We start from the raw sequence: 21,942 nt of genomic DNA, 5'->3' as shown, positions 1-21,942 counted from the left end.
GGGCTCCTCTTCGTCGCACCTTCCGGGTACCGTTTCGGTCCATGGGAGTCATGCAGCGGTTGAAGAACAGGACCCAGCGGTTCCTCCAGCGTCCCGGCACGACCGTCGACCTGGCGCCGCTGCAGAAGGTGCTTCCCGAGATCGAGGCGTTAGAAGACGAGCTCAAGGAGCTCGACGACGAGGCGTTGACGGCGCGGGCCGACGAAGCGACCAAGGTCGCCGAGATCTGCGCGCTCGGGCGCGAGGCCGCCCGGCGCGCGATCGACGAGCGCCCCTACGACGTCCAGCTTCTAGGCGTGATGGCGATGCTCGGCGGCAGTGTCGCCGAGATGGCCACCGGTGAGGGCAAGACGCTGACCGCGGCGATCGCGGCCTACGGGCACGTGCGCAGCGGCAACGGTCCGGTGCACGTGCTCACGGTCAACGACTACCTGGCCCGCCGCGACGCCGAGTGGATGGAGCCGATCTACAAGCTCCTCGGCCTCACCGTCGGCTGGGTCACCGAGGCGTCGACCCCCGAGGAGCGGCGCGCGGCCTATGCCTGCGACGTCACCTACGCGTCGGTCAGCGAGGCGGGCTTCGACTACCTGCGCGACCAGCTCGCCACCGACGTCGACGACCGGGTCCAGAGCACGCTCGCCACGGCGATCGTCGACGAGGCCGACTCGATCCTGATCGACGAGGCGCGGGTGCCGATGGTGCTGGCCGGCGCGGTGCCGGGCGAGCAGGACCCGGTGCACGTCGCCGCCGGTGTGGTTAAAGGGCTGCGCTCCGGTCGCCACTACGAGATCGCCGACGACGGTCGCAGCGTGGCGTTCACCAACGCCGGTCTGTCCGTGGTCGAGCGCAAGCTCGGTGGCATCGACCTCTACGACGACGAGCACGTCGAGCAGCTCTCCGCCGTCAACGTCGCCCTGCACGCGCACGCGCTGCTGCACCGCGACGTCGACTACATCGTGCGCAACGGCGCCGTCGAGCTGGTCGACGAGATGCGTGGCCGGGTGGCGCAGCGGCGCCGGTGGCCCGACGGCCTCCAGGCCGCGGTCGAGGCCAAGGAGGGTCTCGACGCGACCGCCGAGGGCGAGGTGCTCGGCACCATAACGGTCCAGGCCTACATCGCGCTCTACCCGACGGTGTGCGGCATGACCGCGACCGCCGTGCTGGTCGGCGAGCAGCTCCGCGAATACTTCAAGCTCGAGGTCGCGGTGATCCCGCCCAACACCCCGTGCATCCGGGTCGACGAGCCCGACCGCATCTACGCGACCCGCGCCGAGAAGGAAGACGCGCTCGTCGCCGAGATCACCCTGAGCCACGAGAAGGGTCGCCCGGTCCTGGTCGGGACCCTCGACGTGAAGGAGTCGGAGAGTCTGGCCAAGGCGCTCGACGCCGCCGGCATCCCGTGTGTCGTGCTCAACGCGAAGAACGACGACGAGGAAGCCGCGATCATCGCCGAGGCGGGCAAGGCCGGCGCGGTGACCGTCTCCACGCAGATGGCGGGCCGCGGCGTCGACATCCGGCTGGGCGGCAGCGACCAGGCCGACCGGGAGCAGGTCGCCGAGCTCGGCGGCCTCTACGTCCTCGGCGGCGGCCGGCACCACAGCCGCCGCGTCGACGACCAGCTCCGTGGCCGTGCCGGCCGGCAGGGCGACCCGGGCTCCTCGGCGTTCTTCGTGAGCCTCGAAGACGACCTGATCCAGCGCAACGCGCCCGACGCGATCCCCGCGTCGCCGCGGATGAACTTCGACGGGCTCGTCACCGACGAGCAGGTCGACTACGCCGTGGAGCACGCGCAGCGGGTGTCCGAGGGCGTGCAGCACGAGATCCACAAGAACACGTGGCGCTACAGCGTGGTGATCGAGCAGCAGCGCAAAGCCCTGTCCGAGCGGCGCGAGCGGGTGCTGACCACTGACGTGGCCGCCGACATGCTCAAGAAGCGCAGCCCGGAGAAGGCCGAGGAGCTGGTCGAGCTCGACGGGGAGCTGCTCCCGCGGGTGGCGCGGTCGATCGCGCTCTACCACATCGACCGGTTGTGGGCGGAGCATTTGGCAGAGCTTTCGGAGGTACGCGAGGGCGTGCACCTGCGTGCCCTCGGCCGCCTCGACCCCCTCGACGAGTTCCACCGCGCTGCGGTCCCCGCCTTCAACGCGGTGGTCCCGGCGATCGAGGAGCGCACCGTCGAGACGTTCGACGAGAACGAGTTCGACGAGAACTGGGCGCCCGACGACAAGACGCTGGTCCGGCCGAGCGCGACATGGACCTACCTGGTGCACGACAACCCGTTCGGCTCCGAGCTCGACCGCCTCATCGCCTCCGTCGGCCGCCGCCTCAGCTCCGGCGGCGGCAACTAGGGCGGCTCCGACCGCTGTCCGCCACGGCGCCGGAGCTGATCCGGACGTCCGGTGACGGATGGCGCGTCCGGTCGATTTGGTGACGTGCATCGCAGAGCGCGCCGGATCCTGCCCGGGCCGATCTGCGTCCGGGCAGGATGGCGTGGAGGCGGGCGCTGGGGGTACCCCGGTGTCGCGCGGCGCGCACAGGGGTGCCTCGGCGTCCGTGGTGCGGGGGGAGGACAACCGATATGGCGGGTCCGGGTTCGGATCGGGATCCGATCAGTTTGGTGGCCGTGGAGACCGCGGCTCTGCTCCGGGAACTGACCGCCGGTCTGTTGGCCAGCAACGACCTCGAAGAGGCGCTCGACCACCTGGCGAAGACCAGCCGGCACGCCCTACCAGGGGTGTCCTGGTCGAGCGTGACCCTGCTCCGGGCGGGTGAGCCCGCCAGCGTCTCCGCCTCCGACCGCCGGGCGCGGCGGTTGGACTCACTGCAATACGCGGCCGACGGGCCAGCGATGAGCGCCATCCGCCAGCGCGAGGTCGTGCTCTGCGACGACCTGGTCACCGAGACCCGCTGGCCGGAGTGGACGCCGCGGGCGGTGACCTACGGCGCGTGCGCGGTGCTAGCGGCGCCGGTCGACGTCGACGACCAGGTGCTCGGCTCGATCAGCCTCTACGCGTGCGAGCCGGGAGTCCTCGAGCAGAGCGCGCAACTGACCGCCATGTTGCTCGCCGAGCACGCCGGGCTGCTGCTCGCCGCCGTGCGCGAGCGCGACCGCCGCGACTCGGTGCCGAGCGACCTCGCCGACACGCTCGCCTCTGGCGAGGTGATCGGCCAGGCGATCGGCGTGGTGATGATGCAACGCCGATGCCCGCCGGCCGAGGCGCTCGACGTGCTGCGCGGCGCGTCGACCGCGCTCTCCCTGCCGGTCGAGGACGTGGCCCGCCGCCTGGTGCACTCGGCCGAGGCCCGCGCTAGGGCCAGCGCCAGCTGAGCAGGGCGTTCCGAGACTTCGCGCTGGGCCTCGCCGGCTCGGCCGAGGCCCGCGCTCGCGCCAGCTGAGCACGGTCCGTGACTTCGCGCTGGGCCTCGCCGGCGGGGACGTCCCGCGGCCTTGGCGCCAAGTCGCCTCGAGCCGTGACCTTCCCGGCGGTCTTGGCCGGACCTAACGGGCCGGGGGGAGCGCGGTTCGGTGCGTGGTCTGGTGATCCACATCGGATTTGCGGTCGGCAGCGCGTCGGTTTGGGCGTAGATCTGGCGGCTGGGGTGGCGCCTTACCGGACTGTCGGCTGTGGAGGGTGGGGGCGCCGGCGACGGTGCGATCGCCGAACGGACTAAGGCATGGGCCGAACCGGCGACCCTGACGGATGGTGCCAACAGGGCTTTAGGCGTATCGATCGGGTGAATCGGGCGACGTGGGTTTTCGTCCGGCGGTTTCGGGTATGGCTGCGTGGCACCCTGACCTCGACAACAGGGGTGGAGGAGCTCGTGGATACCCGCCTTCGAATCTCCGGCCATCCGATCCAGCCGGTGCTGATGACATTTCCCGTCGGCCTTTTCGTGTGTGCCGTCGTCTTCGACGTTGGACGGTTGGTCGGCGCACCGAGCGTCGTCGGAGAGGTGGGCTACTGGACGGCGGTTGCCGGACTGGTCGGCACCGCCTTGACGATGGTTGCCGGCCTGATCGACATCTGGGACGTGCCCGCCGGCCCGATCCGCCGCGACGTCGTGACCTTCAACGCGGTCAACGGCGCCATGGCCGGAATCTTTCTGCTCGTCTGCCTGATGCGCGCTGGCAGCGGGCATCCGCTGGCCAGCGTCCCGATGGTGATCATGGAGGGCGTGGCCCTCGGCGTCGGCGTGTTCGGAATCTGGCTCGGCGCGCGGCTGATGCGCCGCTTCGGCACGATGGCCGGCGACCGCGTCGCGCCGCGCGGTCGGCGACTCGTCGCCAGGCCCGACGCGGAAGGATCGGGCACCGTGTACGCCACCAACCGTGCCGCCAGTCGTGCCGGGCTCAATTTCCGGCAGCCCGACGCGAACGATCTCGACCTCACTACCGAGATCCGCCCCGGCCTCGGTGGTCTCGGTGGCCTCGGCGCTGACAAACCGAACGCTGCTGCCTGACGCCAGCAGCACCCCCGATGGCCCGTAATGGGTCCGGCGCGGCGTGAAGGGGCCGGCTGTGGAATCTGGCCGGCACATCCTGGCGAGTCGATCGCTCTGGACACCGAGCGTGCCGGGGCTTGGTCGGTGATCGTTTGCATCCGGCCGGCCACGGTGGGTGGGGCGCCCATGATCGTTTGAGTCTCATCGAGACGTAGCGCGGCGTGTCGTGCAGTTCTGACGCACATGATCATGCCTGGGCGTTGGAATCGTGCAGATCCAATGCAAACGATCAAGGCGTTCGATGTGCGTTGCCCAACCCAGCACCTCAAGCCCTCTTCGGCGCCGTGCGCTACAGCAGATCTAGGTAAAATTTGCTGCCATGGGGGCATTTATTTACCTAGATCTCGCGCAGACAGAAGTCGTGACCGGCGTGGCGGCGGCGACACGCCGGCGGGCAGCGCTGCTCGGGGCGCGCAGGTCTCGTCGGCGCGTCTGCGGCTCTCCGCGTCTGCGATCGGCAGCGCCCGCGGCTAGGTCGCCAACGGGTGGCAGGTTGTGGGCCGGGCGGTATCGGTGGTCGGGTCTCCGGCGGCATGGCGGGCCGGCGGGTGGGCGGCGTCTGCGGCCGGGTCTCAAACGGCGCGGGTCGGGACGCGGGGCCTAGAGGCGTCGAGGGTCGGGTCCCAACGGCGTGGCAGGCTGGTGCATCCGGGCTGCGCTGCGGCTGGGTGTCTGATGGCGTAGCCGGCAGGCGGGTCCGGTGGCGTCTGCGGCCGGTTCTCAAACGGCGTGGGTCGGGAGCGGGCCCGGAGGTGTCTGGGGCCGGGTCTCCTGCGGCATGGCGGGCCGGCGGGTGGGCGGCGTCTGCGGCCGGGTCCCAAACGGCGCGGGTCGGGAAGCGGGGCCCAGAGGCGTCGAGGGCCGGGTCCCAAGGGCGTGGCAGGCTGGTGCATCCGGCTGCGCTGCGGCTAGGTGTCTGATGGCGTAGCCGGCAGGCGGGTCCGGCGGCGTCTGCGGCTAGGTCTCAAACGGCGCGGGCGGCACGCGGGCCTGGCAGGATCCGCAGCTAGGTCTGTCTCCAACGGAATAGCCGGCAGGCGGCCCCGGAGGGCCGGCGCCGACTGCGGCTAGGTCTCCAACGCCGCGCGGTCAGAGGACGCGGGTCACGCCTTCGGCGGCCACGCGGGACTCGATCAAGGATTGGTCGAGGTTGGCGCACAGCACCACGGACGCGCCCACCGACAGCGGAGCCAACAGCCACTTCAACGGATGTTCATGCTCAGCCGCGTCGATCAGCAACCGGTCACCCGCCGCCAGCCCGGCGTCGGTCGCGACCCAGCGCGCCAGCGCACCCCACTGCGCATACGTCGTCCCGTCGACGCTGGCCGGGTCCGTGGGGAGCAGCGAGACCGACGGCGAAGCCGAGAACCCCGACAGCGACGGCAGGAACTCCTGGTAACCGGAAGGCGTCGACACCGGCCGCTTCGAGTCGTAGACCGATAGCAGGAACCGGTGCGTCGCCGCCGGCACGTCGACTAGCCAGTCGTCCAATTGCCCACGAGACACGAAGACCGCGTCCAGCGGCTCGTTGAGCCCAGGCTCGAGCGTCGGCAACCCCGCCGTGGCCGACAAGCGGAACGACACCGCCACCCCGGCCGACCACGCACCGAGCAGCGCCGCCGCCGTTTGCCAATGGGGCGGCAGCAGGACCGCGGCCCGGCTGCCCGGACCAAGGCCGCAACCCGAGGTCAACAGGCCAGCCACGCGAGCGGCCCACCCGCCCAGCTCGACGGCCGACAGCGCGACCCGCGAACCCGTCGCGTCGTCATAGAACGTGAGCAGCGGCCGCGACGCATCCGTCAGCGCGCCGGCGCGGGAAACCAGAGACGACGGAGAACTGTCCACGGACGACCACGATATAGAACCTCAGCGCGGCAGTGCGCCCTCGGACACGCATGCCGCCCGCAAGGCCGCCGCCTCCGCGTTGGACGGGCGGACCACCGCCACCATCGACGGGCCTCGGGCCGTCATGGCCGCCTCGATCGCTCGCACGCCGTGTTCGCGCAGCGATGCCTTCGTGGAGCGGGCGAACATGTCCTGCAACCGCTGGTATTCCGGCTCGGTCAGCTCGACCGGCGCTCGCCGGGCGAACGAGCTGCACGCGCGTAGGCCCGGGTCCTGCCGGATCTGCTCGTCGTAGGTCATCCAGACGCTGCCCGCCAACAGCACGATCACCGCGCCCACGATCAGGCCGATGAAGGACTTGCGGGCGCGGGTGGTCATCTGCCACTCGGGCGTGGCGGCCGGAGAAGGTGACATCTGGGCAGCTCCGTCGCGCGGGGGTGCGGGACTCCGCCATTGAACTAGACGAAACCGCCCATGCCGCCCGCGGCCGGAACAACCACACGATCGACGGGTGGTCTCGGCCGCCCGGATTAACCCGAAAGAAGCATGATCAGTGGTACGCCGACCGGTGCTCGGCCAGCAGGTCCGCCCCGAAGTCCGCGGACGGCCGGCGCAGCACCGTGTGCGCGTGGTTGCCACCCGCGGTGTTGTCGTACTCGATCAACAGGTCGGCGCCCTGGAGACGGTAGTAGTAGGGCACCCCGGGACGGTCCGGGCCGGCCCACGCGAAGCGCAACTCCTCGAGACCCGGGCTCAACTCCTCGGCCAACGAAGCCGGCAGCCGATCGAGATAGACCCCGACCAGTGCGGCCAGCAGCGCACCAGCCGCGGGATTGAGCACCGTCGCCGAGATGCCGGCGGGCGACAGCGGCACGGCGACAGGCGACACGCCGCTCTCGATGTCCGGCGGCGGCGCCTCCGACACCACCGCCAACGAGCGCTCCGTCGGCGACAGCGCCGCCAGCAGGGCGAACGCGACATCCTCCTCCGGCGCCAGCGGCCGGGACACGGTGTGCGCGCCGTAGGAGACGCGGGCCGGGTTGGCGCCGAAGAACACCGGGGCGGGGGAGACCAGGCCGCCGGCCACCGTCATCGACACCGACAGGTGGTGCCCCTCGAACCGCCACGACCACGGCGCCGACGAGCCGGGCGTCCCGAACACCGACACCCAGTAGTCGTTGAGGTGCCGGCCGCGGGCGAATCCCTCCGAACGGTCCAACACCTCTTCCAAGGACACGATCGACAACGCCTGGGCGTACGCGTGTGGGCTCAGCCCCGTCGCCAGCAAGCGGAACGCCGCCTTCCGCGCCGGCACCTCCAGCGTGGCCAGCGAGACGCCCGGACGGGTGTGTGGCCGGTATTCGATCCACCGACGGCCCGAGTCCTCGAACGGGTAGGGCAGCGGCGGCCCGACCAGCGCCAGGAACTCGCCGGCCGCGGCGGCCATCGATTCGGCCAGACCGGCGGCAGAGGTGTCGTCGATGCTCACGGGTCCAGCCTCACACACCCGCGAAGCGGCCCACCATGCAAGGATCAAGAACGTGGGAGACGTACGCCGGATCGATCTCGGTTTCTTCGTCCGCCCGGCCGAAGAGGCCGGCGCGCCGCACCCACGGGTCGAGCCGGTCTACGGCTACCTGGTCCGCCGCCCCGAGGGCCTGCTGCTCTTCGACACCGGCATGGGCGCTCATCCCGATGCCGACGCGCACTACCAGCCGACCCGGCGGCCGATAAGCGAGGCACTCGACCACGCCGGCGTCAGCATCGACGACGTCACCATGATCGTCAACTGCCACCTGCACTTCGACCACTGCGGCGGCAACCCGCTCTTCACCGGGCGGCCCATCCTGGTGCAGGCCGAGGAGCTGGCCGCGGCCCGCAAGATCACCGACTACACCCTGCCCGAGCTGGTCGACTTCGCCGGCGCGCACTACCTGGAGGTCAGCGGCGAGACCGAGCTGTGGCCGGGGGTGTGGATCATCCCGACGCCGGGGCACACCGACGGGCACCAGTCGGTCGCCGTGCGCCGGGCCGACGGCACCGTGGTGCTCGCCGGGCAGGCCCGCGACGACGCCACCACCTACGGCCGGGATCTGCTGGCGCACCAGAGCGGGCAGGACATCCCGTACCCGAAATGGGTCGAAAGGCTCGTCGAGCTCGATCCTCGCGCGATCGTCTTCGCACACGACGCCGCGGTCTGGATGCCCGGCGAACGAAAGGACTAGCAGCGTGTTCCAGGTCCGGATCATCGTCCGCGGCTACGAGCTCGACAGCCTGGGCCATCTCAACCAGGCGGTCTACCTGCAATACGCCGAACACGCGCGGTGGGAGATCCTGCGCGCCGCCAAGCTCACCCAGGAGAGCCTGCTGAAGGAGGGCATCGCGCCCGTCGTCCTGGAGACCACCATCAAATACCGCCGTGAGCTGCGCGCCGGCGACGAGGTCGACGTGAGCTGCGAGTTCCGCTGGGGCGACGGGCGCACCTTCGGCATGCACCAGGAGATCCGCAAGGCCGACGGCACCCTCTCCGCCGAGCTCGACGGCGTCGGGGGACTGATCGATCTGAACACCCGCAAACTGGTCGCCGACCCCCGGGAACGGTGGAAAGCGATCACTCCCGAGCCCGCCACGCTGGGGCTTTAGCCAAATCGGGATACCGCCACGGCCTTGCGATCTGTCGTCGGGGCCTCCTCGGTCATAGGCTGAACGGATTCACGCTGGCCGGGGGACGAGGAGGTTCCGATGGCGGAGAGCATCCGCGCGGCGCTGGTGCAGACGAGTTGGACCGGCGACAAAGAATCAATGATCAAGGCTCATGAGGAGTACGCCCGCCAGGCGGCAGCACAGGGCGCCAAGGTCATCTGCTTCCAGGAGCTGTTCTACGGTCCCTACTTCTGCCAGGTGCAGGACAAGCAGTACTACTCCTACGCGGAGAGCATCCCCGGGCCGACCACCGAGCGCTTCCAAGCGTTGGCAAAAGAGTTGGGCCTGGTCATGATCCTGCCGATGTACGAGCAGGAGCAGCCGGGCGTCCTCTACAACACCGCGGCCGTGGTCGACGCCGACGGCTCCTACCTCGGCAAATACCGCAAGACGCACATCCCGCAGGTGAAGGGCTTCTGGGAGAAGTTCTACTTCCGGCCCGGCAACCTCGGCTACCCGACGTTCGACACCGCGGTCGGCCGGATCGGCGTCTACATCTGCTACGACCGGCACTTCCCCGAGGGCTGGCGGGCCCTGGGCCTGGCCGGCGCGCGGATCGTGTTCAACCCGAGCGCGACCCACCGCGGCCTGTCCAGCTACCTGTGGAATCTCGAGCAGCCGGCCAGCGCCGTGGCCAACGAATACTTCATCGGCGCGATCAACCGCACCGGCATCGAGCCGCTCGGCGAGAACGACTTCTACGGCTCGTCCTACTTCGTCGACCCCGAGGGCAAGTTTGTCGGCGACGTCGGCGACGCGCACGAGCCCGAGTTGATCGTCCGCGACCTCGACATGGAGTTGCTGGCCGAGGTCCGCGACCGGTGGCAGTTCTACCGCGACCGCCGCCCCGACGCCTACGACCAACTCGTCCAGCCGTAAGGGAGCGACCCGTGACTCTCCTGATCACCGGCGGCGAGGTGGTCGGCCCGACCGGCCGCTTCGCGGCCGACGTCCTGGTCGACGGCGAGACGATCAGCGCCCTGCTGGCGCCCGGCACCGGGCCCGCCGAGGTCGACGAGCGGATCGACGCCACCGGCAAGCTGGTCATCCCCGGCGGCATCGACGTGCACACCCACATGAAGCTGCCGTTCGGCGGCACCTTCGCCTCCGACGACTTCGACTCCGGCACCAAGGCGGCGGCGTTCGGCGGCACCACCACGATCGTCGACTTCGCGGTGCAGCGCACCGGCGAGGTCGTGCAGGACGGGCTGGCCGCCTGGCACGCGCTGGCCGACGGCAACGCGCACATCGACTACGGCTTCCACATGATCATCGGTGGGGTCGACGACGACGCGCTCAAGGCCATGGACCAGCTCGTCGCCGACGAGGGCGTGACCAGCTTCAAGCTGTTCATGGCCTACCCGGGCGTCTTCTACTCCGACGACGGCAAGGTGCTGCGCGCCATGCAGACGGCGCGGGAGAACGGCGCGACGATCATGATGCACGCCGAGAACGGCATCGCGATCGACGTGCTGGTCGCCCAGGCCCTCGCGAAGGGCCAGACCGACCCCGTCTACCACGGGCTGACCCGCCCCTCGATCCTCGAGGGCGAGGCCACCCACCGGGCCATCGCGCTGGCCCAGGTCGCCAAGGACACCCCGCTCTACTTCGTGCACCTGTCAGCCAGCGAGGCGCTCGCCGAGGTGGCCGCGGCCCGCGACGCCGGTCGCAACGTGTTCGCCGAGACCTGCCCGCAATACCTCTACCTGACGCTGGAGGACCAGCTCGGCGCGCCCGGCTTCGAGGGCGCCAAGTGGGTCGCCTCGCCGCCGTTGCGCCCGAAGGACGAGTCGCACCGCGACGATCTCTGGCGCGGCCTGCGCACCAACGACCTGGCGATCGTGTCGACCGACCACTGCCCGTTCTGCATGAAAGACCAGAAAGAGCTGGGGCTCGGCGACTTCTCCAAGATCCCCAACGGGATCGGCACAGTCGAGCACCGGGTCGACCTGGTCTACCAGGGTGTCGCCGAGGGCAAGCTGTCGGTCGAGCGCTGGGTGGAGACGATCGCGACGACGCCGGCCCGGATGTTCGGGCTCTACCCGAAGAAAGGCGTGATCGCGCCCGGGTCCGACGCCGACATCGTGCTCTACGACCCCAACGGGCAGACCACGATCAGCGCGGCGACCCACCACATGAACCTCGACTACTCCGCGTGGGAGGGCGTTCAGATCGCCGGCAAGGTCGACACGGTCATCTCGCGCGGCGAGGTCATCGTCGACCGCGACGGCGGCTACCACGGCCGCAAGGGCCGCGGCCGCTACCTCAAGCGCGGCCTCTCCTCCTACCTCCGCTGAGGTGAAAGCGATGCGTCAGATTCCACACTGGATCAGTGGCCGCGAGGTCGCCGGCACCGGGTCCCGCCGGCTGCCCGTCTTCGACCCGGGCACCGGCGAGATCCAGGCCGAGGTGGTCGCCGCCACCACCGAGGAGGTACGCACCGCGGTGCAGACCGCGCTCGCCGTGCAGCCGGCGTGGCGGGCGGCCAGCCTGTCCCGCCGGGCCGAGGTGATGTTCCGCTTCCGCGACCTGGTCGACGGCCACCGCAAGGAGATCGCCTCGCTGCTCTCGTCGGAGCACGGCAAGACGATCGCCGACGCGTCCGGCGAGGTCGCCCGCGGCCTGGAAAACGCGGAGTTCGCGGCCGGCGCGCCACACCTGCTCAAGGGCGGCTACAGCGAGCAGGCCGCCGGCGGGGTCGACGTCTACTCGATCCAGCAGCCGCTCGGGGTGGTCGCCGGCATCACGCCGTTCAACTTCCCGGCCATGGTGCCGATGTGGATGTTCTGCAACGCGCTGGTCGCCGGCAACGGGTTCATCCTCAAGCCCAGCGAGAAGGACCCGTCGGTCTCGCTGCTGTTGGCCGACCTGCTCCGCCGGGCCGGCCTGCCCGACGGCGTGTTCAACGTCGTGCAGGGCGACAAGGAGGCGGTCGACGCGCTGCTCGCCGACCCCGACGTCAAGGCGATCAGCTTCGTCGGCTCGACCCCGGTGGCCCAGTCGATCTACGAGACCGGCACCCGCAACGGCAAGCGGGTGCAGGCGCTCGGCGGCGCCAAGAACCACATGGTGGTGCTGCCCGACGCCGACGTGCCGGCGGCCGCCGACGCCGCGGTCTCCGCGGGTTTCGGCTCGGCGGGGGAGCGCTGCATGGCGGTCTCGGTCGTGGTCGCGGTCGGCACGGTCGGCGACAAGTTGGTCGAGGAGATCGCGACCCGGATCAACAAGATCCGGGTGGGTGCGGCCAGCGACCCCGACGCCGAGATGGGCCCGCTGATCAGCGGGGCACACCGCGACAAGGTGCGCTCCTACCTCGACGGCCAGGGCGGCGAGGTGGTCGTCGACGGCCGCAAATCGGATATCTCCGATAGCCCCGGCTTCTTCCTGGCGCCGTCGCTCGTGGACAAAGTGGACACCGCGTCGCCGTATTACACCGACGAGATCTTCGGGCCGGTGCTCTCCGTCGTCCGGGTCGACAGCTACGACGAGGCGCTCAAGCTGGTCAACGACAACCCCTGGGGCAACGGCACCGCCATCTTCACCCGCGACGGCGGCGCCGCCCGCCGCTACCAATACGACGTCGACTGCGGCATGGTCGGCGTCAACGTGCCGATCCCGGTGCCGGTGGCCTACTACAGCTTCGGCGGCTGGAAGGCGTCGCTCTTCGGCGACGTGCACATGTATGGGCCCGACGGCCTGCGTTTCTACACCCGCACCAAGGTCGTCACGTCGCGCTGGCCCGACCCGGCCACCAGCGAGGTCGACCTGGGCTTCCCGAAGGTCCGATAGAAAGGAGCCTCTGGATGGACATCGGTGTCGTCTTCCAGTGTGACCCGCCCGCGAGCGAGGTCGTCCGCCTCGCGAAGCAGGCGGAGACGCTGGGCTTCAGTCACGTGTGGACCTTCGACTCCCACCTGCTCTGGGAGGAGCCGTTCGTCATCTACAGCCAGATCCTCGCCCAGACCTCGCGGGTGATGGTCGGGCCGATGGTCACCAACCCGGGGACCCGCGACTGGACGGTGACGGCATCGCTGTTCGCCACGCTCAACGAGATGTTCGGCAACCGCACGGTCTGCGGCATCGGCCGGGGTGACTCGGCGCTGCGGACGCTCGGCTACAAGCCGACGACGATCGCCGAGCTCCGCGAGTGCGTCACGCTGATCCGCGAGCTGGCGCACGGCCGGGAGGCCGACTACAAGGGCCGCCCGGTGCACTTCCCGTGGGTCAAGGACGGCCAACTCGACATGTGGATCGCGGCGTACGGGCCGCGCGCCCTCGCGTTGGCCGGTGAGGTCGGCGACGGCTACATCCTGCAACTCGCCGACCCCGACATCGCCGCCTGGATGATCGGGTCGGTGCGGGCCGCGGCCGAGAAGGCCGGCCGTGACCCGCTGTCGGTCAAGTTCTGCGTCGCCGCGCCGGCCTACGTCGGCGACGACCTGGCACACCAGCGCGACCAGACCCGCTGGTTCGGCGGCATGGTCGGCAACCACGTGGCCGACATCGTCGAGCGCTACGGCGAGTCAGGCGCGGTGCCGCAGGCGCTGACCGACTACATCCGGGCCCGCAAGGGCTACGACTACGCCGAGCACGGGCGGGCCGGCAACACGCACACCGACTTCGTACCCGATGAGATCGTCGATCGGTTCTGCCTCCTCGGGCCGATCGAAGCGCATCTGGAGAAGCTGGAGCGGCTCCGCGAGCTCGGTGTCGACCAGTTCGCGCTCTACCTGCAACACGACGACAAGGAAAACACCCTCCAGGCGTACGGGGAGAAGATCATCCCAGCGTTGTCGCAACCGGCGCGATGAGCCCCGGGCAGCGCCGACTGCGCCTGGCGGTCGGCATCCTCGGTGCCGTGGTCGTGGGTGTGCTGCTCTGGGAGGGTTACAAGGCCGTCGGTCCCGCCGACGGCGTGCAGGTGTGGGGAGCCAGGGTGCTGCCCCGCACCGACGACGCCGCGATGCCGCACATCGGCACGATCCTGTCCCGCTTCGGCGACCCCGAGTTGGCCGGCGGCGACCCGATCTGGCTGGTCGTGCTGCGGGCCTGCCTGGTCACGCTGCGCAGCGTCGCGATCGGCTTCGTCGCCGGCGGCCTGGTCGGGCTGCTGCTCGCGGTGCTGATGCAGCGGCTGCGGATCGTCGAGCGCGGGCTGCTGCCCTACGTGATCCTGTCGCAGACCGTGCCGCTGATCGCCCTCGCCCCGGTGATCGCCGGCTGGGGCGGCGCGCTGTCCATCGGCTCCTACCCGTGGCAGCCCTGGATGTCGGTCTCGGTGATCGCGGCCTACCTGGCGTTCTTCCCGGTCGCCGTCGGCATGCTGCGCGGCCTCCAGTCACCGGCGCCGATCGCCGAGGAGCTGATGCGCAGCTACGCCGCCGGCTGGTGGCAGACGCTGGTCAAGCTCCGGCTGCCGGCATCGACGCCCTACCTGTTCCCGGCCCTGCGGCTCGCCGGCGCCGCGGCCGTGGTCGGGGCGGTGGTCGGCGAGATTTCCACCGGCACCCGTGGTGGAGTTGGTCGATTGGTGATCGAATACTCACGGGAGGCCACCACGGATCCCGCCAAGGTCTACACGGCGATGATCGGTGCGGCCGCGCTCGGTCTGGCGGTCGCCGCGGTCGTCGGTCTCAGCGAGTTCCTGGTCCGCCGGCGGAGGGCCGACGCATGACGGCAGTCGCATTAGCTGGGGTCACCAAAGTCTTCAACGCGGGCCGCACCGACGAGGTGACCGCGCTGGCCACTATCGACCTGACAGTCGAGAACGGCGAGTTCGTCTCGCTGATCGGCCCGTCCGGCTGCGGCAAGTCGACGCTGCTGCGGCTGGTCGCCGACCTGATCCAGCCGACCGCCGGCACGGTCACCGTCGCCGGCAAGCCCGCCAAACAGGCCCGGATCGACCAGGAATACGGCATCGCGTTCCAGCAGGCCGGCCTCTTCGACTGGCGCACGGTGCAGCGCAATGTCGAGCTCCCGCTGGAGCTGCGCGGCTCGTCGCGGTCGGAGCGGCACGACCGGGCCCGCGAGATGCTCGAGCTGGTCGGCCTGGCCGACTTCGCCGGCCACTATCCCGCCCAGCTCTCCGGCGGCATGCAGCAGCGGGTCGCGATCGCCCGGGCGCTGGCCGTCCACCCGCCACTGTTGCTGATGGACGAGCCGTTCGGGGCGCTCGACGAGATGACCCGCGAGCGGTTGCAAGACGAGTTGCTGCGGATCTGCGCCAGCACGGGCACCAGCGTCGTCTTCGTCACCCACTCGATCCCCGAGGCGGTCTACCTCTCCCACCGGGTCGTCGTCATGTCGGCCCGGCCCGGCCGGATCACCGAGATCGTGCCGGTCGACCTCGGCGAGCGCGGCGAGGCGACCCGGCAGTCGCCCGGCTTCTTCACCGGCATCACCAAGGTCCGCCGGGCCCTGCGCGGCGGGCCTGTCCCGGCCGAGGCGCCGGCATGAGCGGCGGGCTCAGTCAGCCGAGCGGGGCACGCGCATGACGCAGGCCGTCGACCCGGTGGTCGCGGCCGACCCCGCCGCACCGGTCCTGTCGACCCGCCGCCGGGGCGGCGGGCTGCTCGCCGTCGTGCCGCCGGTGCTCGTCGGCGTGGCTGGGCTGCTCGCCTGGGAGCTGATCGTCAAGCTCGGCCGGATCGCGCCCTACGTGCTGCCCGCGCCGTCGGCGATCGGCCAGGAGTTCTGGCAGACCCGCGAGGTGGTCTGGCGCACCGGCCTGGCCAGCGGGGAGAACGCGCTGATCGGCCTGCTCGTCGGCGCGCTGGCGGGGCTGCTCGCGGCCATGGTCGCCGCGCGGTTCAGGTTTCTCGGCGAGGTGTCGATCCCGGTGGCGGCCGCAGCGGGGGCGCTGCCGATCATCGCCCTGGCACCCATCCTCAACAACATGTTCGAGTCGACCAGCAACGTACCCCGTCGCCTGGTCGTCGCGATCGTCGTGTTCTTTCCCGTGTTCGTCAACGCGTTACGCGGGCTGCGCGAGGTCGACCCGATCCACCGGGACCTGATGGCCAGCTACGCGGCGCGTGGCTGGACCGTGACCCGGCTGGTCCGCCTTCCCGCCGCCCTGCCGTTCGTCTTCACCGGTCTGCGCCAGGCGTCCTCCCTGGCGGTGATCGCGGCGGTGGTCGCGGAGTATTTCGGCGGTCTGCAGAACGGCCTCGGCTCCCGGATCACCTCGGCGGCGGCCAACACCGCGTACCCCCGTGCCTGGGCCTTTGTGGTCGGTGCGTGTGTGCTCGGTCTCGTCTTCTATCTGGCGGCCCTCGCCCTGGAACGGCTCGCGATGCCATGGCGGAGGGTCTGAAACCCTGGAGGACCGGTTATGCGTACGAGATTCGCCATTGCTGTCTTAGCCCTGTCCACTCTGGTGCTCACCGCGTGCGGCACCGCCGACCAGCCGTCGACACCGACCGGCAGCGGCGGCACGAAGAGCGTGAAGCTGCAACTCCAATGGTTCGTGCAGGGTCAGTTCGCCGGCTACATCGCCGCGGCCGACAAAGGTTTCTACAAGGAGCAGGGTCTCGACGTCGAGATCCTCGAAGGCGGCGTCGACATCGTCCCGCAGACCGTGCTGGCGCAGGGCCAGGCCGACTTCGCGATCGCCTGGGTGCCCAAGGCGCTGGCGTCGCGGGAGCAGGGCGCGCAGATCACCAACATCGGCCAGATCTTCCAGCGATCCGGCACCTACCAGGTCTCGTTCGCCTCGTCCAACATCAAGTCGCCGGCCGACCTCAAGGGCAAGAAGGTCGGCAACTGGGGCTTCGGCAACGAGTTCGAGCTGTTCGCGGCGATGACCAAGGCCGGCCTCGACCCGGGCAAGGACGTCACGCTGGTGCAGCAGCAGTTCGACATGCAGGGCCTGCTGCGCCATGACATCGACGCGGCACAGGCGATGAGCTACAACGAGTATGCCCAGTTGCTCGAGGCCAAGGACCCGGCCACCGGGCAGCTCTTCCAGCCGTCGGCGTTCAACGTGCTCGACTGGCAGACGGTCGGCACGTCGATGCTCCAGGACGCGGTCTGGGCCAACACCGGCAAGCTGTCGGACCCGTCCTACCAGGACACGGCGGTGAAGTTCCTGACCGCGTCGATCAAGGGTTGGGCCTACTGCCGCGACAACCCGGAGGAATGCCGCGACCTGGTCGTCAAGCGCGGCTCGAAGCTCGGCGCCAGCCACCAACTCTGGCAGGTCAACGAGGTCAACAAGCTCGTCTGGCCGGCACCCGCCGGCGCCGGCATGATCGACGACGCGGCCTGGAAGGCGACGGTCGACCTGTCGATGACCACGAAGAACGCCGACGGCCAGACGGTGCTGACCAAGGCGCCGGAAGGCCTGGCCTACACCAACGACTACGTGACGAAGGCCCTCGACGCCCTCAAGAAGGCGGGGGTCGACGTCAACGGCGCGTCGTTCGCCCCGAAGACCGTCACCCTGACCGAGGGCGGCGCCTGACAACTTTCGCCTCGGAATGCTGTCCCCCGCGAGCTGAACTATGGTTGCGGATTGGCAACTATGAGTTCAGCTCGCGGATGGGAAGCGGATGGTGACAGGGCGTCGGCTGGCTGACCGCTACGAGATCGCGGAGGTGGTGGCCAAGGGCGGGATGGGTGTCGTCTGGCGCGCTCGCGACCTGCGGCTCGGTCGCGCGGTCGCGGTCAAGCTGGTGGCCGGGGAGGTGCTGGCGGACCCGACCGTGGTCGCCCGCTTCGACCGCGAGGCCCGCACGGTCGCGCGGCTCAACCACCCCAACATCGTGGCCATCTACGACGTCGGCACCGACGGCGACGACTCGTTCCTGGTGATGGAACTGGTCGACGGCAGCAGCCTGGCCACGGTGATCGGCGACGGCCCACTCCCGGTGGGCGAGACGCTGGACATCGCGACGCAGGCCTGTCACGGCCTGGCGGCGGCACACGCGGCCGGGGTGATCCATCGCGACATCAAGCCGGCCAACCTCATTCGTACGCCCGCCGGGGTGGTCAAGGTCTGTGACTTCGGCATCGCCCGCCTCGCGCAGGCGGCCGGCCAGGCCCGATTGACCGGCACGGCGGTCGCGATGGGCTCCACCAGCTACATGGCGCCGGAGCAGATCAACGGAGGGTCGGTCGACGCCCGTGCGGATCTCTACGGGTTGGGCTGCACGATCTACGCGATGCTGACCGGCAGGCCGCCGTTCGTCGGGGAGAGCCCGCTGGCCGTGGTGCACCAGCACGTCACCGCGGCGCCGCCGGATCTGCGCACGGCGCGGCCCGATGTGCCGGCGGCGTTGGCGGCGCTGGTCGATGAGCTGCTGGCGAAGTCTCCGGACGATCGGCCCGGCGACGCCGGGGCCGTGGCCGTCCGGCTGGCGGCGTTGCGCGACGACGCGGCTGGGGCCGTGCCGCTACCGCTCGCTTCGCCGCTGTCTTTGCCGTCATCGCGGCCGTCGTCGCCGTCGCTATCGGGGCCGTCGTCGTCGCCGCCTCCGGGCGAGGACCGCCGTCGGTGGTGGCTCTGGGGTTTGGCCGGGTGCGGTTCGGCCGCTCTGGTCGCGATCATCGTGACGTCGTTCCTCGCGACCCGGGAAGGCCCGCCCGTCGTGGTCACCGCCGCGTCGCCGTCAGCGGGATCGGCGTCGGCGCCACCGCCGCCGTCGGCGGCGACAGCGCGGCCGACCCGCGCTCCGGCCGTTCAGCCGACGCGCACCAGCACGTCGCCGAGCGCCGTCCCGACGTCGCCGTCCGCACGTCCGACGCGGACCCGACCGACGGACCCCATCGCCAGGCTGCGATTGTCCATCGAGGAGCAGGTGGCGGCCGGGGCACTGACCGCGGCCACCGCGACCGATCTCCACAAGCGGGTCGACGACATCGCCAAACGGCTCGGCGCCGACGACGACAAAGATCTCCCCAAGAAGGTCAAGGACCTGCGCACCAAGCTCACCGACCTCCGCCGGGAGGGCCGGCTGACCCAGTCCGGCTACGACGCGCTCAACCGCGACCTGGATCCGGTCGCGGCGCTGGCGCCACCACCGCCCCCCAAGTCCTGACCTTCTCCGCCGCCGAGTCACCTGGTGCGGCCGTGGTCGACCCGCGGCCGCCGCTTAGGCCCTGACTGGTTGCGGCGGCGACGCGCTTGGCGCGGCCGTGGTCAGCCCGTCCAGGTTGGCCGCCTTGGTCCTGACTGGCTGTGGCGGCGACGCGTTTGGCGCGGCCGTGGTCGGTCCGTCCAGGTTGGCCGCCTTGGTCCTGACTGGCTGTGGCGGCGACGCGTTTGGCGCGGCCGTGGTCGGTCCGTCCAGGTTGGCCGCCTTGGCTCTGACTGGCTGTGGCGGCGACGCGTTTGGCGCGGCCGTGGTCGGTCCGTCCAGGTTGGCCGCCTTGGCTCTGACTGGCTGTGGCGGCGGCGCGTTTGGCGCGGCCGTGGTCGGTCCGTCCAGGTTCGCCGCCGCCTAGGCCCTGACCGGCTCCGCCGGAGACCCGGTCGGCGCGGCCTCGGTCAACCCGCGCAGGTTCACCACCGCGACGGAGGCCAGCAGCGGTGCCAAGGCCGCGAGGGTCCAGGTCAGGCCGATCAGCCCGGCGACGGCGCCGATGACCGGCGGGGCGAGCAGGATCCCGGTGTAGGTCATCGTGCTGAACCGGGCCACGGTGCCAGCCGCGCCGGTGGTGGCCGCACCCAGATGCCCGGCGGCGCCGAAGAGCACGGGCAGGGGAGTCGCGAGGCCGATCCCGATGAGGGCGAAGCCCGCGATCGCCACCGCCGGCCACGGGCTGGCCACGACGACGACCAGCCCGCCAGCGGCGGTAAGGGTGCCGACCCGGAGCAGTTCGTGCGCCGTCCGCCGCGCGAGCAGACGATCGCCGACGAGCCGGCCGGCGGTCTGGCAGGCGGTGAACGCGACGTACCCGAGGGCGGCCACGCCCAGTGGGGCGGTCAGCCGCTCGTGCAGGAAGATCCCGCTCCAGTTGGCCACGGCCGCCTCGACGGTGAGCACGGTCGCGCCCATGGCGCCGAGCACGACCAGCGGCCGGCTCCAGCGCGCCCGCTCGGCGCGCACGACCGAGCCGCGGTCGGTCGCCGCCGGCAGAAGCCGGTTTGTCCAGGCGGCGGCGACCGGGACGAGCACCACCGCGAGCACGCCGTAGTGCACGGCGCGGGAGAGCCCGAACTGCGCGGCACCGGAGGCGACCAGCGACCCACCGACCGCGCCGATGCTCCAGGCGGCGTGGCACCCGTTGAGGATCGACCGGCCCAGCGCCCGCTCGACCGCGACCGCGTGCGCGTTCATCGTCACGTCGAGCAGCCCGTGCACAGCGCCGAACAGCAGGTGCACCGCGAGGAGGCTCAGCAGTTCGCGGGCCAGAGCGGTGCCGACCAGGGCGATCGGCAATGCGGTCACGGCGGAGCGCACCACCCAGCGGCTGCCGAACCGGCCCGCGAGCGCACCGGCGCCCTGCATGGCGCCGACGGCGGCGACCCCGAAGGCGGCCGTGACCAGGCCGAGCTGTCCGGGGGAGAGCCCCAGGTCAACTTTGAGCGACGGCGTCCGTGCCGCCATCGTGGCGATCAGTGACCCGTTGACGGCGAATACCGCGGTGATCGCCCAGCGCGCCCGTGCGGCCATGTCTCGTCCTCCCGCCGCGGCACCCCCGGCGGGCACCGCACACAGACACGACGAATGGGCGCCCCCCGATTACTACCGGTGGACCAGCAGGCGGCCCCGCCAAGGGACGCTGCCCTCGATGAGTAGCGGAACAGCGGCGCCGTCCGGGCCCACCGCGTGCAGGTGAAGGTGGGGCTCGGTGGAGCGACCCGAATTGCCGACGAGGCCGACGACCTCGCCGGCCGACACCGTCTGGCCTTCCTGGACCGCGACCGACCCCTCGGCGAGATGGCAGAGGAAGAGCCGCGTCGCGCCGCCGATGACCACATGGTTGCCGTAGGGCGGCGCCACCGCCGGACCGTCCGGGTAGCCGTCGACGGCCCGGACGACCGTGCCCGACACCGGCGCGACGACCGGTGCCCGGCCGGAGTTGCGCCATAGGGTCCCGGACACCGGAAGCAGGTCCACCGCCCAACGCTGTTGTGGGTGCACGTGGTGGTGGTTGAGCCAGCGGGACGCGCCACCCTGGAGCACGTAGCCGCCGTGGCCAGGGCCGAGCGGATGCGCCACCGACAGCGGCGGTATGTCCGGTGCGCGGCCCGCCAGCGTGGCCGGCAGGGCGGCGGCCACGATGACGGCGGCGACCAGCAGATCCAGGTGGCCGAAGGAGGCCGTGCCCGTGCCGAGCCAGCCGGCCGCCAGCGCCGCTGCTGACAAGCCTGCCCACCATGGCCGCAGCCGCACGCCGGTCAGGTCCCAGCGATGGTTCGTCCACTGCCCGCGGAGGAACGCCAGCCCGGCCACAGTCCAGGCCGCGCGGGCGAGAGTGGACGGCGAGAGGGCGATAACGACGGCGAGATAGACCGGCACGGCGAGCAGCACGCCGCGGAAGACCGGACCGCGCAGGAGCCGGGGAGCGGAGCGCACCGGGACCAGGGGGTAGATCTCCACCCGGTCGGCGAGGCCGTCGGCGTTGCGCGAATAGAACACGCCGTAGCGGGTGCCGCCGACGGTGACCTCGACGCGGCCGGCGCCCTGCGCCACTAAGGACAACGGCTCACCGAGCCTGGTCACCGCGTCGATCCGGCCGGCTGCGGCCGGCTCGCGGAGGGCCGGCGCGAGCAGCGGGCAGTCGGCCGCCGGACCGCCCAACAGCAGTCTGGTCAGCAGCTCGCCGAACTCCGGCTCAGGGGGCACTCGGCCTGGCCGTTCGTTGAACTGCGGCTCAGGGGGCACTCGGCCTGGCCGTTCGTTGAACTGCGGCTCAGGGGGCACTGGGTTCAGCCGTTCGTTG

19 protein-coding genes are annotated in these 21,942 nt (G+C 70.9%); 14 read left to right on the top strand and 5 right to left on the bottom strand.

The window, feature by feature from the left end; all coding sequences use genetic code 11:
* Nucleotides 1–41: 41 nt before the first annotated feature.
* The 3 genes from secA2 (at nt 42) to DFJ67_RS38110 (ending at nt 4,461) form a co-directional block, all read left to right on the top strand.
* Entirely contained in the window at nt 42–2,348 is a 2,307-nt protein-coding gene (gene secA2 / locus DFJ67_RS38120; protein WP_116073985.1) for an accessory Sec system translocase SecA2, read from the top strand.
* A 230-nt stretch (nt 2,349–2,578) separates the two neighbouring features.
* Nucleotides 2,579–3,328 carry a GAF and ANTAR domain-containing protein gene (locus tag DFJ67_RS38115; protein WP_116073983.1) on the top strand — a complete coding sequence of 250 codons (750 nt, stop codon included), beginning with the start codon at nt 2,579–2,581 and terminating at the stop codon, nt 3,326–3,328.
* Nucleotides 3,329–3,810: 482 nt separating this feature from the next.
* Nucleotides 3,811–4,461 carry a DUF2231 domain-containing protein gene (locus DFJ67_RS38110; protein WP_170216158.1) on the top strand — a complete coding sequence of 217 codons (651 nt, stop codon included), beginning with the start codon at nt 3,811–3,813 and terminating at the stop codon, nt 4,459–4,461.
* A gap of 1,131 nt (nt 4,462–5,592) precedes the next feature.
* Here the strand turns inward: DFJ67_RS38110 and DFJ67_RS38105 are convergent.
* The 3 genes from DFJ67_RS38105 to DFJ67_RS38095 all read right to left on the bottom strand — a co-directional run bounded on the left by DFJ67_RS38105 (nt 5,593) and on the right by DFJ67_RS38095 (nt 7,795).
* Nucleotides 5,593–6,348 carry a TIGR03089 family protein gene (locus DFJ67_RS38105; protein ID WP_239097612.1) on the bottom strand — a complete coding sequence of 252 codons (756 nt, stop codon included), beginning with the start codon at nt 6,346–6,348 and terminating at the stop codon, nt 5,593–5,595.
* A 21-nt stretch (nt 6,349–6,369) separates the two neighbouring features.
* Complete coding sequence (locus DFJ67_RS38100; RefSeq protein ID WP_147315771.1) at nt 6,370–6,762, bottom strand: hypothetical protein; 393 nt, start codon at nt 6,760–6,762, stop codon at nt 6,370–6,372.
* 136 nt (nt 6,763–6,898) lie between these two features.
* Nucleotides 6,899–7,795, bottom strand: coding sequence for a DUF3500 domain-containing protein (locus DFJ67_RS38095; protein ID WP_116077138.1), 897 nt, complete (start codon nt 7,793–7,795; stop codon nt 6,899–6,901).
* A gap of 94 nt (nt 7,796–7,889) precedes the next feature.
* Between DFJ67_RS38095 and DFJ67_RS38090 the strand changes: the two genes are divergently transcribed.
* The 11 genes from DFJ67_RS38090 to DFJ67_RS38040 all read left to right on the top strand — a co-directional run bounded on the left by DFJ67_RS38090 (nt 7,890) and on the right by DFJ67_RS38040 (nt 19,091).
* Nucleotides 7,890–8,573, top strand: a complete 684-nt coding sequence (locus tag DFJ67_RS38090; RefSeq protein WP_116073977.1) for an N-acyl homoserine lactonase family protein — start codon at nt 7,890–7,892, stop codon at nt 8,571–8,573.
* Between the two features lie 4 nt (nt 8,574–8,577).
* Nucleotides 8,578–8,991, top strand: coding sequence for an acyl-CoA thioesterase (locus DFJ67_RS38085; protein ID WP_116073975.1), 414 nt, complete (start codon nt 8,578–8,580; stop codon nt 8,989–8,991).
* A gap of 99 nt (nt 8,992–9,090) precedes the next feature.
* The gene (locus DFJ67_RS38080) at nt 9,091–9,930 is read left to right on the top strand and encodes a nitrilase-related carbon-nitrogen hydrolase (RefSeq protein ID WP_116073973.1); all 840 of its coding nucleotides are present in this window, start codon (nt 9,091–9,093) and stop codon (nt 9,928–9,930) included.
* 11 nt (nt 9,931–9,941) lie between these two features.
* Nucleotides 9,942–11,348 (top strand): dihydropyrimidinase, encoded by a 1,407-nt coding sequence (gene hydA, locus DFJ67_RS38075; protein WP_116073971.1) that lies wholly within the window; start codon nt 9,942–9,944, stop codon nt 11,346–11,348.
* A gap of 10 nt (nt 11,349–11,358) precedes the next feature.
* A complete protein-coding gene (locus DFJ67_RS38070) occupies nt 11,359–12,840 on the top strand; it encodes a CoA-acylating methylmalonate-semialdehyde dehydrogenase (RefSeq protein WP_116073969.1) in 1,482 nt (493 codons plus the stop codon).
* Between the two features lie 14 nt (nt 12,841–12,854).
* Nucleotides 12,855–13,862 carry a TIGR03842 family LLM class F420-dependent oxidoreductase gene (locus DFJ67_RS38065; protein ID WP_116073967.1) on the top strand — a complete coding sequence of 336 codons (1,008 nt, stop codon included), beginning with the start codon at nt 12,855–12,857 and terminating at the stop codon, nt 13,860–13,862.
* On the top strand, nt 13,859–14,725 hold the full coding sequence (locus DFJ67_RS38060) for an ABC transporter permease (protein WP_116073965.1): 867 nt from the start codon (nt 13,859–13,861) through the stop codon (nt 14,723–14,725). Before DFJ67_RS38065 ends, DFJ67_RS38060 begins: the two co-directional genes overlap by 4 nt.
* Nucleotides 14,722–15,507, top strand: coding sequence for an ABC transporter ATP-binding protein (locus DFJ67_RS38055; RefSeq protein WP_116073963.1), 786 nt, complete (start codon nt 14,722–14,724; stop codon nt 15,505–15,507). The genes DFJ67_RS38060 and DFJ67_RS38055 overlap by 4 nt, the downstream gene beginning before the upstream one ends.
* Before the next feature lie 34 nt (nt 15,508–15,541).
* On the top strand, nt 15,542–16,366 hold the full coding sequence (locus DFJ67_RS38050; RefSeq protein ID WP_116073961.1) for an ABC transporter permease: 825 nt from the start codon (nt 15,542–15,544) through the stop codon (nt 16,364–16,366).
* A gap of 18 nt (nt 16,367–16,384) precedes the next feature.
* Nucleotides 16,385–17,515: an ABC transporter substrate-binding protein gene (locus DFJ67_RS38045; protein ID WP_116073959.1), complete on the top strand. Its 1,131-nt coding sequence runs from the start codon at nt 16,385–16,387 to the stop codon at nt 17,513–17,515.
* A gap of 88 nt (nt 17,516–17,603) precedes the next feature.
* Entirely contained in the window at nt 17,604–19,091 is a 1,488-nt protein-coding gene (locus DFJ67_RS38040) for a serine/threonine-protein kinase (protein WP_116073957.1), read from the top strand.
* 402 nt (nt 19,092–19,493) lie between these two features.
* Here DFJ67_RS38040 and DFJ67_RS38030 read toward each other — a convergent pair whose 3' ends face one another.
* Both DFJ67_RS38030 and DFJ67_RS38025 read right to left on the bottom strand, forming a co-directional pair.
* Nucleotides 19,494–20,669, bottom strand: a complete 1,176-nt coding sequence (locus DFJ67_RS38030; RefSeq protein ID WP_116073953.1) for an MFS transporter — start codon at nt 20,667–20,669, stop codon at nt 19,494–19,496.
* Between the two features lie 72 nt (nt 20,670–20,741).
* Entirely contained in the window at nt 20,742–21,845 is a 1,104-nt protein-coding gene (locus tag DFJ67_RS38025) for a M23 family metallopeptidase (protein WP_116073951.1), read from the bottom strand.
* Between the last annotated feature and the right edge of the window lie 97 nt (nt 21,846–21,942).

The sequence above is a fragment of the Asanoa ferruginea genome (genome assembly GCF_003387075.1).
GTDB lineage: Bacteria > Actinomycetota > Actinomycetes > Mycobacteriales > Micromonosporaceae > Asanoa > Asanoa ferruginea.
Note: the sequence above shows the minus strand (reverse complement) of the source record. Positions and strands in the feature narration are given on the sequence as shown.

Coding starts and splice junctions, on each gene's coding strand:
- secA2 (WP_116073985.1), top strand. CDS start 42: ATGGGAGTCATGCAGCGGTTGAAGAACAGGACCCAGCGGTTCCTCCAG.
- DFJ67_RS38115 (WP_116073983.1), top strand. CDS start 2,579: ATGGCGGGTCCGGGTTCGGATCGGGATCCGATCAGTTTGGTGGCCGTG.
- DFJ67_RS38100 (WP_147315771.1), bottom strand. CDS start 6,762: ATGTCACCTTCTCCGGCCGCCACGCCCGAGTGGCAGATGACCACCCGC.
- DFJ67_RS38095 (WP_116077138.1), bottom strand. CDS start 7,795: ATGGCCGCCGCGGCCGGCGAGTTCCTGGCGCTGGTCGGGCCGCCGCTG.
- DFJ67_RS38080 (WP_116073973.1), top strand. CDS start 9,091: ATGGCGGAGAGCATCCGCGCGGCGCTGGTGCAGACGAGTTGGACCGGC.
- DFJ67_RS38070 (WP_116073969.1), top strand. CDS start 11,359: ATGCGTCAGATTCCACACTGGATCAGTGGCCGCGAGGTCGCCGGCACC.
- DFJ67_RS38065 (WP_116073967.1), top strand. CDS start 12,855: ATGGACATCGGTGTCGTCTTCCAGTGTGACCCGCCCGCGAGCGAGGTC.
- DFJ67_RS38060 (WP_116073965.1), top strand. CDS start 13,859: ATGAGCCCCGGGCAGCGCCGACTGCGCCTGGCGGTCGGCATCCTCGGT.
- DFJ67_RS38055 (WP_116073963.1), top strand. CDS start 14,722: ATGACGGCAGTCGCATTAGCTGGGGTCACCAAAGTCTTCAACGCGGGC.
- DFJ67_RS38050 (WP_116073961.1), top strand. CDS start 15,542: ATGACGCAGGCCGTCGACCCGGTGGTCGCGGCCGACCCCGCCGCACCG.
- DFJ67_RS38045 (WP_116073959.1), top strand. CDS start 16,385: ATGCGTACGAGATTCGCCATTGCTGTCTTAGCCCTGTCCACTCTGGTG.
- DFJ67_RS38040 (WP_116073957.1), top strand. CDS start 17,604: ATGGTGACAGGGCGTCGGCTGGCTGACCGCTACGAGATCGCGGAGGTG.
- DFJ67_RS38030 (WP_116073953.1), bottom strand. CDS start 20,669: ATGGCCGCACGGGCGCGCTGGGCGATCACCGCGGTATTCGCCGTCAAC.